Genomic DNA, 16137 nt, shown 5'->3' on the forward strand with positions numbered 1-16137 from the left:
CCAGAGAGGGCCAATTTTAGGGGGAACGGCTATGAAGCGGCTTCGTCGCTTGCACGCGTCTGCCTCTTGCGTCGCCATCACGGCGGCCATGTTCGCCAGCTCAGCGCTGGCCCAGCAGACTCAAGAGAATACCGCCGTCGACGAGGTCGTCGTCACCGGCATCCGCGCATCGCTCGAACGGTCGATCGAGATCAAGCGCAACAACAGCGGCGTGGTCGATGCGATCTCCGCCGAAGACATGGGCAAGTTCCCGGACACCAACCTCGCCGAATCCCTGCAGCGGATCACCGGCGTGTCGATCGACCGGACGAACGGCGAAGGCTCGCAGGTCACGGTGCGGGGCTTTGGTCCCAGCTTCAACCTGGTGACCCTGAACGGCCGCACCATGCCCACCGCGCGGGTCGCCACGGTCGGCGGCGACCAGTCCTCGGACACCGCGGCCGGCACGAGCCGGTCGTTCGACTTCTCCAACCTCGCCTCGGAAGGCGTGTCCACGCTGGAGGTCTACAAGACCGGCCGCGCGGCTATCCCGACGGGCGGCATCGGCGCCACGATCAACGTCAAGACCCGCCGCCCGCTGGACGGCAAGCCGGGCCTGACGGGCAGCATCGGGGTCAAGGGCGTCTACGACACCAGCATGGACAAGAAGGTCGATGATTTCGGCCACAAGTACACGCCGGAAGCTTCGGGCCTGATCAACTGGGTCGACGACAGCGAGAAGTTCGGCGTCGCCCTGTTCGGCAGCTATCAAAAGCGCGACTACACCACGCGCGCGGCCACGGTGAACGACTGGAACATCAAGTCGTACGCCGACTTCATCGATCCGGCCAACGGCTTCGTCCGCAACGGCGGCGCCACCCAGATCACCAACGCCCCGTCGAACCCGAAGACCTGGGTCGCGATCCCCAATGACACCCGCTATCACTTCGCTCAAGGCGAACGTGAGCGCGTCAACGCTCAGCTGACGGCGCAATTCCGCCCGATCGAGACCATGACGATCACGGCCGACGCCCTGTACGCCCGCAACAAGGCGTTCGAGCGCCGCAACGACAGCACGAACTGGTTCAATCGCCCGTTCGACAAGGTGACCTTCGACAACAATCCGACGGTCGCCACGGCCGTCCTGCTGTCGGAGAACCTGAGCGGCACCAAGGATACGGGCTTCGAGCAGCAGTACCGCGGCAACGAGGATACGCTGAAGTCGTTCGGCCTGAACGGAACCTGGGATGTCTCGGACCGCTTCCACGTCACCGTGGACGGCCATATCTCGAAGGCGGACGCCAAGCCGAATTCGCCGAACGGGGCCAGCTCCACGGCGGTCTCGATCGCCGCTCCGATCTTGACGTCCCAGACCGTCAGCTACCAGGGCGCGGCCCCGGTCCCGAGCGTCACGTTCAACGACGCTCTGCGCGGCAACGGCAACGGCGTTCTAGACGTCGGCGACCTGGCCAGCCAGGTGGCTCGCACCTGGGCGCAACGCCAGCAGCAAAAGGTCAAGGAAATCCGGGCCGACTTCCGTTGGGACCTGGACGACAACGGCAGCAACATCCAGTTCGGTGGCGACTATCGCGACTCGAACATGCTGCAGACCAGCAAGTCGACCCAGCAAGACCTGGGCAGCTGGGGCATGTCCAGCCCGCAGGACGTCTCCAAGAACGCCGCCAACTTGGTGAAGGCGTTCTGCCTGGCCTGCCAGTTCAACGACTTCAACCTGAACCAGTCGGGCGCGGGCCTGGTCTCGTTCCGCGCCAACGCCATCGACCTCTACAACGCCCTGTCGCCGGTCTATGTGGCCAAGGGCAACGCGGTCGGCGTCACGGGCCAGGAAAACAACCGCATCAAGGAAAAGATCGCTTCGGTCTATGGCCAGCTGGTCTGGAAGTCGGAGCTGGTCGGTCTGCCGACCGAACTGGTCGCCGGCGTCCGTTACGAGACCACCAAGACCGACGCGACGTCGCTGGTCCTGGTGCCCAGCGCGATCATCTGGACGGCGGACAACGACTTCTCCCTGCAAACCAACGGCGTTTACCAACCGCTGACGGGCAAGGGTAAGTACAACAATCTGCTGCCGTCGATGGACTTCAAGGTCGAGTTCCGCGACGACCTGACGGGGCGCTTCTCGTTCAGCCGGACGATCGCGCGCCCGGACTACAACAACCTGTTCGCCGCCCAGAGCGTCGGGACGCCGAACCGTCCGGTCGCCAACGGGGCCATCCCGCTGGGCGCCATCGGCAACACCGACCTGGATCCGCTGGTCTCCGACAACTTCGACGTCTCGCTGGAGTGGTACTACAAGCCCAGCAGCTACATCTCGATCGGCTTCTTCGACAAGCGGGTGAGCAACTTCGTCGGCACCGGCACCAAGAGGTCGAGCATGTTCGACCTGCGTGACCCCAGCTCCGGCGCGCCGGGCACCCTGTCCGGCGACGCCAAGACCGCTCTGGCGGCCATCGGCGCGGGCGTCGGCGACGTGAACCTGTTCACGATGGCGGCCCTGATCAAGACGACCGGTTCGGTGTCGGCCGCCACGGCTCAGTTCCAGGCCAACCGCCTTCCCAGCGGTGACCTGAACCAAGCCTTCGTCGACCAAATCCTGGCGGCCGTGGACATCGCGCCCACCAGCACCGATCCGCTGTTCAGCTTCCAGGTCTCGCAGCCGATCAACAAGACCGGCAACATCCACGGCTTCGAAATCGCCGGTCAGCACTTCTTCGGCGATACGGGCTTTGGTGTCGCTGGGGCCTATACGCTGGTGCGCGGCGACGTCGGCTTCGACAACGCCGCCGACCCGGGCCAGGACCAGTTCGCTCTGCTGGGCCTGTCGGACACGGCCAACGCCACGCTGATCTACGAGAAGTACGGCTTCTCGGCCCGCGTGGCCTACAACTGGCGGGACAAGTTCCTGCAAGCCACCAACCGCGGCGGCTCGCGCAACCCCGTCAACGTCGCGCCGTTCGGCCAGCTGGACATCAACATCAGCTACGATGTCACCCCGAAGCTGGCCCTCTCCTTCGAAGGCATCAACCTGACCAAGGAGCATCTGCGCACCTATGCCCGCGACGAGAAGCAGGTCTGGTTCGCGCAAGAACTGGACCGGCGCTTCCTGCTCGGCGCCCGCTACCGCTTCTAGGACCGGAAGTCTCCTAGGATCGAAGGAGGGACCGTCGCGCTTGCGGCGGTCCCTTTCTTCCTTTGAAGTGCCCGTGCCCAGCGTGAGTAGGCCGACATGAACCGAGTGCTTCTGAACAACGTCGACCATGCCGACCTGCGCGTGATCGCCGGCCATGGCGTCGCCTATGGCGATGCGATCAACCAGACCCTGGTGCTGCCCACCGAGTTCGAGGCGGTGCAGCGTGAATATCCGATCCTGATCCGCAAGGACGCCGCCGGCGCCTATCAGGCCGTGGCGCTGCTGGGCCTGGATCGCGACGAGAACCTGTTCCTGGACCAGAGCGGCTGGAACGCCCGCTACGTGCCCGCTGTCCAGCGCCGCGGCCCGTTCTCGATCGCCCTGCAGCGCGATGACCGGGGCGGCGAACCGCGGCCGATGATCCATGTCGACCTCGACCATCCGCGCATCAGCTGCGACCAGGGCGAGCGCCTGTTCCTGCCGGCGGGCGGCAACTCGCCGTACCTGCAGGGAATCAATCAGGCCCTCGGACAGATCCACGAGGGACTGGAAGTGGCGGGGCCGATGTTCGCCTTCTTCGAGGAATTGGGCCTGATCGAACCGGTCGACATCGAGATCAAGCTGGACGACCAGACTACCTACGACCTGCCCGACGTCTTCACCCTGGCGCCCGATCGCCTGGCGGCCGTGACGGGCGAGGACCTCGAGAAGCTGCACCAGTCGGGCCTGCTGCGCGCCGCGCACTGGATCATCTCGTCGATGGGCAACATCCAGGAGCTGATCGCCCGCAAGACCCGCAAGCAGGCGGCCCTGGCATGACTGCCCTGGTCGCCCGCCGCACGCTGGAAACCACGGTGGCGTCGCCCGCCGAGATCCCGTTCGACGCGGTGCTGGCCGGCCAGACGCCGATGCTGTTCAAGGGCCTGGTCCGCGACTGGCCGCTGGTCCAGGCGGGGCTTCGCTCGGGCCAGGCGGCTCGCGACTACATCCGCGCCCACGACCAGGGCGGCCGGGTGGTGGGCTACACCGGCGACCCGGCTATCAAGGGCCGCTTCTTCTACGACGAGACCCGCACGGCCATGAACTTCAAGGCCGAGCGCGCGCCGCTGGAAGCCTTCCTGCGCCGCCTCGAAGAGGTCGAGGGCGCCAACGACGCGCCGTCGGTCTATGTCGGCTCCGCGGATCTCGACGCCTATTTCCCCAGCCTGAAGGCGGCCAACGACCTGGGTGTCGGGGCCGAGGTGTTCGGTCCCGAGCCGCCGATGGCCGGGATCTGGATCGGCAATCGCACCGTCGCGGCCGCCCACTGGGACATGTCCAACAACATCGCCGTCTGCGCCGTGGGCCGGCGGCGCTTCACCCTGTTCCCGCCGGACCAGGTGGCCAATCTCTATCCCGGTCCGCTGGAGCCGACGCCCGGCGGCCAGGTGGTCAGCCTGGTCGATTTCGAGACGCCCGACTTCGACGCTCACCCCGGTTTCCGCGAGGCGCTGAAGAACGCTCAAGTGGCCGAGATGGAGCCTGGCGACCTGCTGGTCTACCCGGCCCTGTGGTGGCATCAGGTCGAGGCGCTGGAGCCGTTCAACGTGCTGGTGAACTACTGGTGGAACGCCGCGCCGGCCCATGCCGACACGCCGATGAACACCCTGCTACACGGCCTGCTCAGCCTGCGCGACCGGCCCGACTTCGAGAAGCAGGGCTGGAAGGCGCTGTTCGACTACTACGTGTTCGGCCCGGCCGATCGCGCCGGAGCGCACATGCCCGAGGCGGCGCGTGGCGCGCTGGGACCGATGGACGAAATGAAAGCCAGGCGGCTGCGGGCCTATCTGCTCGACCGGCTGAATCGATAGGGAAAAGGGGAGGGACGCCATGACCCAGCAGACGATCCGCAAGGTGGTGATCGCGGGCGGCGGCACCGCCGGCTGGATGGCCGCCGCGGCCCTGGCCCGTCAGCTGGGCCCGCTGCTGGACATCACCCTGGTCGAGTCCGAGGACATCGGCACGGTCGGGGTGGGCGAGTCGACCATCCCCACGGCGCGGACCTTCAACGCCCTGCTCGGCATCGACGAAGCCGCGTTCATGCGCGCCACCCAGGCGACCTTCAAGCTGGGCATCTCGTTCGAGCATTGGGGCGAGGTCGGCGACCGCTACATCCACTCGTTCGGCCAGGTCGGAAAATCCACCTGGATGGGCGGTTTCCATCACTTCTGGATGCAGGCCCGCGAGCAGGGCTTCGGCGGCGAGCTGGGCGACTACTGCCTCGAGCTGAAGGCGGCCGAGCAGAACCGGTTCTACACCGGCGAGAACGGTCCGCTGAACTATGCCTATCACCTGGACGCCGGCCTCTACGGCCGCTTCCTGCGCGGCATGGCCGAGGCCGACGGCGTGCGCCGCGTCGAGGGCAAGATCGCCAGCGTGCGCCAGCGCGGCGAGGACGGCTTTGTCGAGGCCTTGGTCATGGAGAACGGCGACGTTGTCGAGGGCGACCTCTTCGTCGACTGCACCGGCTTCCGGGGTCTGCTGATCGAACAGACCTTGAAGGCGGGATTCGAGGATTGGGGCCATTGGCTGCCGACCAACAGCGCGTTGGCCGTCCAGACCCGCTCGACCGAGCCGGCCGCGCCCTACACGCGGGCGATCGCCCACCAGGCTGGCTGGCGCTGGAAGATCCCGCTGCAGCATCGCGTCGGCAACGGCTTGGTCTATTGCAGCGAATGCCTGTCGGACGACGAGGCCCACGCCCAGCTACAGGGCGAGATCGAGGGCGAGACCCTGATCCCGCCACGTCTGATCCGCTATCGCACCGGCCGCCGCCGCAAGACCTGGGACAAGAACGTCGTCGCCCTGGGCCTGGCCAGTGGCTTCGTCGAGCCGCTGGAATCGACCTCGATCCACCTGATCATGATCGGGGTGACGCGACTGATGCAGCTGTTCCCGTTCGCCGGCGTCAGCCAGGCCGTTGTCGACCGCTATAACCGTCAGGCCGATGACGAGTTGGAGAAGATCCGCGACTTCATCATCCTGCACTACAAGGCGACCGAGCGGGCCGACAGCCCGTTCTGGGACCGCGTGCGGACGATGGAGATCCCCGACAGCCTGGCCCAGCGCATCGCGCTGTTCCGCCAGGGCGCCCAGGTCTACCAGGCGCCCGGAGAGCTGTTCCAGGTCGACTCCTGGCTGCAGGTGCTACTGGGCCAGCGCGTGACGCCCCAAGCCTATCACCACATGGGCCGGCTGATGCCGCCGCAGCAGCTGAAGCAGGCGCTGGACGACCTGAAGCGCAACATCGCCGGGGCGGTCGCGCGGCTGCCGCAGCATCAGGCTTTCCTGGACGGCTACTGCGCGCCGCCGGTCAGCAAGAGCGCCTAGGGCTCGATCGGCGCGAACAGCGTCTGCAGCGTCGCGCCGATCCGCGCCGTGGCCGGATCGGTGTCGGCCAGCCCCATGCCCCTGAGCTCATGACCAAGGCGGACGCCGACGGCCAGCAGCGGGCGGCTGGTGACCTGCGCCTGGGCCAGGGTATCGACGGCCTCGGCGTAGCGCGCGGCGTTCAGGGTCTCGAGCGCCCAGGCGCGGGCGGCCTGGCCCGTCCGGCGACGCAGGGTCTCGTCGGCGACCAGGCGCTCCAGGACTTCGCGCAGTTCCTCGATCACGATCTCGCCGTCGATCTTGAACACCAGATCGTCGGGCAACTCGCCATAGAAGCCGGCGCGCGCCACCACGGTCGGCCGGCCGCTGAGCATGCCCTCGCAGGCCGAGCCCGAGGCGCCTTCCAGCACCGGCTTGCGCAGGGCGACCATGATGTCGGCCTCGTCCAGGCGACGATCCAGGGTCTCGTCGTCAACCGCGCCGTCGATGACGAGGTTGGCGAACCCCACCTCGGCGGCGACGCCTTCCAGCGCGGCGCGCTCATCGTCCGAGATCGGACCGACCAGGCGATAGGCGCAGGCCTTCAGCGCATCCGAACCGCCGATGGCGCGGATCACGTCGGCGACGCGCTTGTTAGGGTTCATCACCCCGACCGTGGTCAGGGTCAGCGGGGTCTTGGCCTTGGGCGGTCCCGGCGGCGTCGCGCGATCGGGACAGCACAGCGGCGTCACGGCCACGGGGCCTGGGACCACGGCTTCCAGCTTCGGGGCATAGAACTGGGCGTGCGCCAGGGCCGCCTCGCAGCGCCCGGCCAGCCATTCGGTCATCGGCAGATGCTGGGCGATCTCGCCCATGTCCAGCATCTGGCCCGAACGGACGGCGACGGCATGCGGCTCCGCCTGGGGACCATAGGTCGCGACGATCTCGGCGTCGTGCCGGCGATAGTCCAGCCCATTGTGGTGCAGCCAGCCCGAGAACAGGTTGTAGATGTAGAAGTCGTGGAAGATCCCCAGGCACGGGGCGGCGTCCAGGACCGCGAACACGCCGGCGTGGAAGGGATAGTTGTCGCCGATATTGACGACGACCACGTCGAACGCGGTCCGCAGCCCTGAAAGATCGTAGCGTCGCCAGTGGTGGACGGGCAGAGCGGTTGGATGCAGCGGCTCGGCCGGATCGTCCTGATCCTCGCAGCGCAGGATCTCGACCTGATGACCGCGCGCGGCCAGCTGTTCCGTGACGGCGGCGCTGACCCGGCCGATCGACGAGCGCAGGGCGAAGGGCGTGACCCAGCAGATCTTCATCGCGGGTCCTAGCGGCTCAGCAGGCGGCGCTCGGCGTCGCCGCCGGCGCGCACGAAGGCGATGTTGGCCGAGACCAGCTTGGCGGCGGCCTTGGCGTTGGTCGGTTCGGCCGCGCTGGTCGCCTCATCGATGAGATAGGCCTCGAAGCCGGCGTCGGCGAAGGCCTTGAACCACTGGGCCGGGGTCTGGCCGACTCGCTTGAGGTGCTCGGGGCCGAACTCGGCGACGATGGCCAGGTCGGGGTTCTTGGCGATCAGGCCCTTCATGCCGGCCAGCACGTCCAGCTCGGCGCCTTCGACGTCGATCTTGACGACATCCATCCGCTTGGCCGGGGCGACGTCGTCCAGGCGCACCACCTCTACCTCGACCGTGCGGGCCTCCTCGGCCTCGGGCAGGGCGTATAGCGAGCTGTGGCCGATGATGTCGCTGACGTGGAAGGTCAGGCGGCCGGGCTTCTCGCCCACGGCCTGATCGCGCACCTCGACCCAGGACAGGCCGTTGAGATGCTTCATCTTCTCCAGGTTCGCACGGGGCGTGGCCTCGGGCTCGAAGGCGATGACCTTGCCCGATGGGCCAGCGGCCCACGCCATCAGCAAGGTGAGCAGGCCGATATTGGCGCCGACGTCGGCGACCACCATGCCCGGCTGGACCAGGCGGCGCAGCGCGTCACCGGTGCCGGGCTCCAGGCCCCGGCTGGTGGCGTTGGCCAGCATGGTGACGAAGGTCGGCAGGGCGGTCGGGGCCAGGATGTAGCCGTCGCGCATGCGGATGGCCGTCGACTCGCTGTCGTAGTGGATCAGCGGCCGGGCCTTGATCTCCAGCTCGTCGAAGCGGGGACCGAACAGGCCGGGCAGGCGGGCCAGGGCGACGCCGTCACGTTCAACCCGCGCGTCCAGCTGTCCCAGCGCCGCGCCGAGGCGGGCGTTCTGGCTCAGCAGCAGGTCCAACCGGTGCTCCAGGTCGCCCAGGTGGGCCGACAGGGCGTGCAGATCCGCCGACACGGCGTGGAGGTGATTTCGGGTCTCGCGCAGTTCATGCTCGACGCTGGCCTGCAAGTAGCGGCGGGCGTAGTTGGCCACGGGCGACAGCAGGGGGCTGAGCAGACGGCGGACGAAGCTGAACCGCCGTTGCGGCGGCGGCGACGGTGGGGACGCCTGGGCGGGCGTCTCGCGAGGTGACGGAGCGCGCATGGCGGAACGGATCGTCAAATCCAGGCGTGCGGGCCTCAAATCAATCCTTCCCGAACGCGGCGCGAGGCGCAGACGCTCTTCCGATCTCGCGACATCCGAAGCGCCAAGCCTCGAAACGTTTCGTCTAGACCAGAATCCCGTCGTGCAGGAAGGCCGAATGATTGCCCACCAGGCTGATCGAGCCGCCATCGGCGAAGTCGAAGGTCATGGACATCAGGTGGGTCGCCGCGCTCCCATCACGCAGGATGCTCGCATCGAACATGATGATGTCCTGGCCGTGCTGCACCACTTCGACGCCATTCGTATGCGCGATGAAGAACTTGATGAAATCCTCGACCAGCGCCGTCGGGACGTGGCCGGTCGTCGGGTCGGGCGTGGTCGGCTTGTCGTGCGGCGTCGCGGGCGGGGTCGCGCCCGTATCCCCGCCGGTCGGCGTGGTGTCCGGCGTGCTCGGCGTGGTGTCGGGGTTCAGCACCTGCGGCGGCGTGGCCGGCGAAACGCTGTAGTGCTCGCCCTTGGCGATCAGGTCGGCCAGTACGTCGGGCAGCTTGGCGACCTCGATCACCAGGATCTTCTGCGCGCCAGCGTCGCCCAGAGCGCCGCGGATCAGTTGCACCGCCTGGACCGACGGCAGGCCGTCGAGGCCAAGCCCCAGCCGCACGTCGAGGGTCCAGTTCGCCGCGTCGTTGGCGGCGGGCAGGTCGTTCGCCGCCAGGTCGCGATGCGCGTCGCCATCCGTGAAGGACGACAGGCCGGCGGTCGGCGTGTCGCCGTGGTCGGGTAGGGACGACAGCAGAGCCACCAGCGACAGCACGCTCGACACCGTCTGGGCCGGCGAGGTCTCGGTCGTGACGGTGTGCGTCGGGGCAGGCAGGATCGCGACGGCGTCCAGGCCGGACGCCGAGCCGCCGATGGGGCCGAAATCCAGCGACGCGGCCGCCGCGGCGATCGCGGACTGGGCGGTCGGTTGCAGGCTGGCCGTGTCAACGCCGTAGTCCGAGGCGAGCAGGGCGGCGGCCAGCACCAGAACCGCCTGGTTCACCGGCAGCTGGACGGTGTCGTAAGCGGAGGACTGCTGAACGGCGACCGGCGCCACGCCGCCCGACAGGCTGGCGGTCGAGCTGGACGAGAGCAGCACGGGGCGCGCATGTCCGGACTGGGCGTTGGTCGCGCCGGTCTCGGCCGCCCGCGCCTCGCCGGTCTTGAAGAAAGCGGTGCCGACCACGGCGATCAGCAGGGCCGCCGGGTGGATCGACAGGTTGCTGTTGTTCTCGGGCCGGCGGATCAGCGGGTGGCGCGCCACCATGTTGCGGACCAGGGCCGTGAAATCGAAGCCGCGGGCGATCTCTTCATAGGCGGGGCCGGCGATCAGGTATTCACCGTCGATACGCGCGAAGTGAATGACCACCTCGCCGTCATCGGCGCGATAGAAGATGAACCAGGGTTCGTTCTCGTCGCTGAGGCCACGGTCGGTGCCGACGCGGATGCCCGCGCGAATCAGGGCGCTCTCGACGCGGTAGAACTCGGCCAGCTCCTGCTGGGTCCAGTCCGCGGGTTGAGGCGCGTGGCGCGGCGAACGCTGGAAGAACGAAAGGACCTGAGCGGCCATGCGGTGGAAGCTTCCCCACGCCTAAGAACGAACCGCCGGACCCCCCTCCGGCGGCGACAGGATAGACGACTTAGTCGCCGCTGAACAGGATTTCGTAGGTGATCGGATCGTAGAAGCGGAGCAGTTCGCGGACGAAAGTCTTTTCCGAGACCTCAAGGGCCTGGGCCCAGTCACGGTAACGATCAGGCGGAATGCGGCCCCGACCCGTCTCCAGCTGGGAGATGAAGGTATAGTAGTCGGCGCCGACCTTGGCGGCCAGTTGGCGCTGCGACAGCCCGACGGCCTCGCGTTGCTCTTTCAGCCAGCGCCCACCCTCACGGCGGAGGTCCTGGACGTCGGAAGCGCTGCGGCGTTGTGGATTGCCATACATAACAAAGACCTCGCGCTCCGTCGGCGGGAGGGGCGCGGGCGCGCGCTCACTCATCCACCCGACGAAATCGCCTTATACATAGCGGGTTTTTCGGGGGGGTTCAAGGAACGCTATATAGGAATTTGCTGTACCGGTTAGAAAAATGCTGTACGGCGCGATTTCAGCTATTGTCGACGTATGACGTTTGCTCTATAGCCGTCGCTGCTCCCATGCGCACCACTCGGTCGCAGGGGGTGTGGGATTTTTTTGGGAGACTATCCTCATGGCCTATACTACGGCCCAACTGGTTGCCGCGTACACCAACGCCAACCTCGGCAAGGCGCCTGATGCCGCCACCACCCTGACGCTTGACGCGTACGCGACGCAGTCGCAGACCGGCGGTATCTCGGACACCACCGCTCTGACCAACACCCTGAAGCTGCTCAACAGCACGACCGCCGTCGCTGTCGAGACCTATCAGTTCTTCACCGGTCGCGCTCCGTCGGCCGCTGGTCTTTCCTTCCTGGTCAACTCGACCACGAACACCAGCGACCTGAACGACGCCTACTATTCGAAGTTCTCGGCGGAAAACCGCTTCATCAATTTCTCGATCAACCTGGCCACCGGTCAGGGTGAAGGCGCCGCCGCTTTCGCCGCCGCCTATGGTTCGGTGTCGGTCGCGCAGACCGTCGCGACCGCCTATGACAAGATCATCGGCAATGCGACCGCCGCCGCCGCCGGCGTCGACGTCGCCGCCGCCGTGGCCTTCCTGAGCCGCGCCGACAACATCACCTACCTGACCAACTTCGTGAAGGCGAACACCGGTCTGACCGCCGCCGCCGACATCGATCTGGCCGTCAAGGCCGCTCTGATCGGCGAAATCCTGAACGTCGCTACGGTTTCGGGCCTCGGCGCCTACGCCGGCGCGACCACCGCCCTGATCACCGACCTGTCGGACGGCACGCTGTCGACCGACTCGGCCGCCGGCGTGAACATCCTGACGGCCTATCCGGCCGCGGGCGCCACGGGCACCACCTACACGCTGAAGGCCGGTCCGGACACGATCGTCGGCACCAGCGCCAACGATACCTTCAACGCCCTGAACATCGACGCCAACGGCGCTGCCGCCACCACCTTCTCGGACTTCGATTCGATCGACGGCGGCAACGGCGTCGACACGCTGAACGTCTACACCAAGGCTGGCAGCAACGGTGTGACGCTTCCTGCCAACCTGACGGTCAAGAACGTTGAAAAGGTGTTCCTGTTCAACGCGACCGCTACCTCGGGCAGCAACCTGGCTGATGCTTCGATCTATCAAGGCGTGCAGCAGCTGTGGCAAGTCGGCGCTGCGACGGAGACCAAGGGTGTGGCGAACGGCGTTGTCGCTGGCTTCAAGGATCTGACCACCGGCGCCACGGTGACGACGAACTCTACCGCTACGTCGGCCGCGATCGCTTTCGACAACCAAAAGGAAAGCCAAACCTTCATCGTCGACGGTTCGGCCAACAAAGCGCTGGCTGGCGTTACGGTGACCGGCACCGTGGCCGACAATGACGGCGATGGCGTGGTCAACACCAATGTCACGCTGAAGGTTGGTAAGGACGTTGCTGCGGTTTCGCTCAACTCGACCGCTGGCGTCACGCTGACGGTTGACGACAGCGCCAGCACGACCACCAAGGTCAGCAGCGTTGATCTCTCGGCCAGCACGGGCGCTATCACCTTCGTGGGCGACACCGATGTCCGCACCATCACGGGCGGCGCTGGCGCTGACACGCTGACGATCGCGACCACCACGGTGAAGGACAACACGGCTACCACCGTTGACGAAACCGTCACCGCCACCCTGAACTCGGGCGCGGGCGCCGACGATATCACGATCAGCACCACCGGCACGGGCGTGACCACTGTCACCACCGGCGCGGGCGATGATACCGTGAACGTCACGTCGCGCAGCGACGTCCTGAAGGTCGACCTGGGCGATGGTTCGGACACCTTCACCTCGGGCGTGGCGATCACCGCCGCCGACACCATCGACGCGGGCGCTGGCAGCGATACGCTGTCCCTGCAACTGGTTGGTTCGGCGAACGTCATCGCGTTCAAGAACTTTGACGTGTTCGACGTGAACGGTCTCGACCACAACCTTGATCTCGATATCCTGGCCACCAACAACACGGTCTCGGAAATCGTGGGTTCGGGTACCCTGGGCGCCGCCGCTGCGACGCTGTCGAACCTGGGCGCTGGCGTGAGCTTCCGCGCTACGGCCGATATGGGCACGACCGACGTTCTGTCGCTGACCCAGAAGACCGGCGGCGCGCTGACGGTCACCCTGGACGCCGACCAGACCGGCACCGACACCGCTGCCGACGATACGGCTGGCGTGGCCGTGACGGCGACCAACGCCACCTCGGTGACCGCCGTGTTCGATACCTCGTATCTGAACAAGGCTGGCGCTGTGACGGGTGAAACCGCCGCTACGGACAACGTTTCGACGATCGCTCTGACGACCGCCGCTGCGACCGCCGTGACCGTGGTTTCGGGTGGCGCGAACGCCCAGAACTTCATCACCATCGCTGACGGCGCGACGGCGGCTAACGACAAGCTGGCGACGATCACCGTCACCGGCGCGAGCCACCTGGACCTGACGGCCAGTGCTCTGACCAAGCTGGCCACGATCGATGCTTCGGCTTCGACCGGCGGTCTGTCGACCTCGCTGGCCGGCGTGGCGAGCGGCGGCACGATCAAGCTCGGCTCGGGCGCTGACCTGATTACGGTCACCAGCGCTTCGACCACGGGCGACATCGAGTCGATCCAGAACTTCGAAAAGGCGATCGCCGCCGCGGTTGGCACCAATGCCGCCGCCAAGGCCGCCGCCATCCTGGATACCGACCTGCTGTCGTTCACGGGCGCGGTCAATGCTGATGGCGCCATCACCGGCGGCACCATCGCCAAGGGCGTTCTGACGTTCACCGGCGCTGGTCCGGCCACGCTGACGGACGCTATCGGCCTTGCCGACGCGGGCGTCACCACCGCCGGCAACACGGTGGTGTTCCAGTACCTGACCGACACCTACGTGTTCGTCCAAGGCGGCGCTACCGACACCGTCGTGAAGCTGACGGGCGTCACCGGCGTGACCAACTACGTCGAAGACGGTACGACGAACCACTTCTTCGTCGTCTAATAACGACGAGCGACCGCTTCGGCGGTTGCAACGAAGACTGACTAAGGCCGCCCCGGAGGAATACTCCGGGGCGGTTTCTTATGTGCACGGCGTGGATTGGGGGCGTGCTTGCGGTGAACCCAGTCCTGTGATTTAGCGCCAGAGGCTGGCTGCTTCCTTTCCGCCACAATTTCGTGGTCGAGACGCAACCTAAGTTGTTACTGTATACGTCTCGCCATATGGCGAGACGCTTCGAAGGCTCCCGATGATCTTCAACCGCTCCGGCGCGAAGCCCACCATTCTCGATCGCGCGGTCGAGATCATGAAGCCGGCGGTGATCACCGCCATGGTCTTCAGCTTCTTCATCAACGTTCTGGCCCTGGTCAGTCCGATGTACATGCTGCAGGTCTATGACCGCGTGCTCTCCAGCCGGAACGTCTCGACGCTGGTCGTGCTGACCCTGATCTGCGTCTTCCTGTTCATCATCTACGGCCTACTGGAGGCGCTTAGGACCCAGGTTCTGGTGCGCGGCGGCCTGAAGTTCGACGGGGTGGCGCGCGACCCGATCTTCAGGGCGGTGCTGGAATCGACTCTGACCCGCAAGGGCCAGGGCGGCCAGGCGTTCCGTGACATGGACCAGGTGCGCGAGTTTCTGGCCGGCGGGCTGATCGCGTTCTGTGACGCGCCATGGACGCCGGTATTCATCCTGGTCTCCTGGATGTTGCACCCCTATTTCGGCATCCTGGCCATCGTCAGCTGCTTCATCATCTTCGGCCTAGCGGTAATGAACGATCGCGCGACCAAGAACCCGATTCAGATGGCCACCGCGGCCTCGATCGCGGCCCAGAACGACGCCAGTTCCACCCTGCGCAACGCCGAGGTCATGAAGGCCATGGGCATGTGGGGCGGCCTGCAGCAGCGCTGGCGCGTGCGTCGGGATGAGCAGGTGGCCTGGCAGGCCGGCGCCAGCGACGCCGGCGGCGCGGTGATGTCGGGCATCAAGGTGTTCCGCCAGGTCGTCCAGACCCTGATCCTCGGTGGCGGCGCCTATCTGGCCATCCAGGGCAAGATCTCGGCCGGCTCGATGATTGCCGGCTCGATCCTGGTCGGCCGCGCCCTGGCGCCGATCGAGGGCGCCGTGGGCCAGTGGAAGAACTATCTCGGCGCCCGCGGGGCGTGGGATCGCTTGCAAGGCATGCTGCGCGAACAGAAGAACGCCGATGACCACATGCCGCTGCCCGAGCCGCGGGGCGTGCTGTCGGCGGAGGCCGCCTCGATCCTGCCGCCCGGCGCCCAGGTTCCGACCATGCGCCAGGCCAGCTTCCGCATCGACGCCGGCACCGCCGTGGCCCTGGTCGGTCCCAGCGCCGCCGGCAAGTCCTCGCTGCTGCGCGGTATCGTCGGCGTTTGGCCGTGCTCGGCGGGGGTGATCCGCCTGGACGGTTACGACATCAAGCAGTGGGACCCCGAAAAGCTGGGCCGCCACATCGGCTATCTGCCGCAGGACATCGAGCTGTTCCAAGGCACCGTCGCCCAGAATATCGCCCGCTTCACCGAGTACGAGTCGCAGGAAGTCATCGAAGCCGCCACGCTGGCAGGTGTCCACGAGATGATCCAGGGCCTGCCCATGGGCTATGACACCCCGATCGGCGAGGGTGGGGCTTCATTGTCCGGCGGCCAGCGCCAGCGTCTGGCTCTCGCCCGGTCGGTGTTCCGCATGCCGGCTCTGTTGGTGCTGGACGAGCCGAACGCCAGCCTGGACCAGACGGGCGAGGTCGCTCTGATGGAAGCCATGAGCCGCCTGAAGGCGGCCAAGCGTACTGTGGTCTTCGCTACCCACAAGGTGAACCTGCTGACCCAGGCCGACTACATCATGGTCATCAACCAGGGGGTCATCGCCGATTTCGGCGAGCGTGACGCCATGCTGGCGAAGCTCACAGGCGCCGCGCCGCCGGCCGCGCCGACTCCGCCGCCGGTCCAGCGCGTTCAGTAGACGCCCGCTCCGCCCACCGTTTCCAAGGCCGTCTTCGCG

At 66.7% G+C, this 16137-nt stretch carries 9 protein-coding genes and 1 pseudogene; 6 read left to right on the forward strand and 4 right to left on the reverse strand.

The genetic code is table 11. From position 1 onward, the window contains the following. Positions 1-31 precede the first annotated feature (31 nt). The 4 genes from MZV50_RS07735 (at position 32) to MZV50_RS07750 (ending at position 6499) form a co-directional block, all read left to right on the forward strand. Positions 32-3130: a TonB-dependent receptor gene (locus MZV50_RS07735; protein ID WP_252633841.1), complete on the forward strand. Its 3099-nt coding sequence runs from the start codon at positions 32-34 to the stop codon at positions 3128-3130. 96 nt (positions 3131-3226) lie between these two features. Continuing rightward, positions 3227-3949 (forward strand): SapC family protein, encoded by a 723-nt coding sequence (locus tag MZV50_RS07740; protein ID WP_252633842.1) that lies wholly within the window; start codon positions 3227-3229, stop codon positions 3947-3949. Then, the gene (locus tag MZV50_RS07745; RefSeq protein WP_252635203.1) at positions 3874-4980 is read left to right on the forward strand and encodes a cupin-like domain-containing protein; all 1107 of its coding nucleotides are present in this window, start codon (positions 3874-3876) and stop codon (positions 4978-4980) included. Before MZV50_RS07740 ends, MZV50_RS07745 begins: the two co-directional genes overlap by 76 nt. Positions 4981-4999: 19 nt before the next feature. After that, complete coding sequence (locus MZV50_RS07750; RefSeq protein WP_252633843.1) at positions 5000-6499, forward strand: tryptophan halogenase family protein; 1500 nt, start codon at positions 5000-5002, stop codon at positions 6497-6499. Here the strand turns inward: MZV50_RS07750 and MZV50_RS07755 are convergent. The 4 genes from MZV50_RS07755 to MZV50_RS07770 form a co-directional block, all read right to left on the reverse strand. Continuing rightward, entirely contained in the window at positions 6496-7800 is a 1305-nt protein-coding gene (locus tag MZV50_RS07755) for a glycosyltransferase family 4 protein (RefSeq protein WP_252633844.1), read from the reverse strand. The genes MZV50_RS07750 and MZV50_RS07755 overlap by 4 nt on opposite strands. A gap of 8 nt (positions 7801-7808) precedes the next feature. Continuing rightward, the gene (locus MZV50_RS07760) at positions 7809-8990 is read right to left on the reverse strand and encodes an FkbM family methyltransferase (protein ID WP_436792213.1); all 1182 of its coding nucleotides are present in this window, start codon (positions 8988-8990) and stop codon (positions 7809-7811) included. Between the two features lie 124 nt (positions 8991-9114). Then, the gene (locus MZV50_RS07765; RefSeq protein ID WP_252633846.1) at positions 9115-10599 is read right to left on the reverse strand and encodes a hypothetical protein; all 1485 of its coding nucleotides are present in this window, start codon (positions 10597-10599) and stop codon (positions 9115-9117) included. Between the two features lie 70 nt (positions 10600-10669). Then, positions 10670-10969 carry a helix-turn-helix domain-containing protein gene (locus tag MZV50_RS07770; protein ID WP_252633847.1) on the reverse strand — a complete coding sequence of 100 codons (300 nt, stop codon included), beginning with the start codon at positions 10967-10969 and terminating at the stop codon, positions 10670-10672. 262 nt (positions 10970-11231) lie between these two features. On the opposite strand from MZV50_RS07770, the pseudogene MZV50_RS26695 reads away from it, so the two are divergent. Continuing rightward, positions 11232-12134, forward strand: a pseudogene (locus MZV50_RS26695) (S-layer protein RsaA); the annotation flags it as partial. 2239 nt (positions 12135-14373) lie between these two features. After that, positions 14374-16098 carry a type I secretion system permease/ATPase gene (locus MZV50_RS07780; protein WP_252635204.1) on the forward strand — a complete coding sequence of 575 codons (1725 nt, stop codon included), beginning with the start codon at positions 14374-14376 and terminating at the stop codon, positions 16096-16098. Positions 16099-16137: the final 39 nt, after the last annotated feature.

The organism is Caulobacter segnis (genome assembly GCF_023935105.1).
GTDB lineage: Bacteria > Pseudomonadota > Alphaproteobacteria > Caulobacterales > Caulobacteraceae > Caulobacter > Caulobacter segnis_B.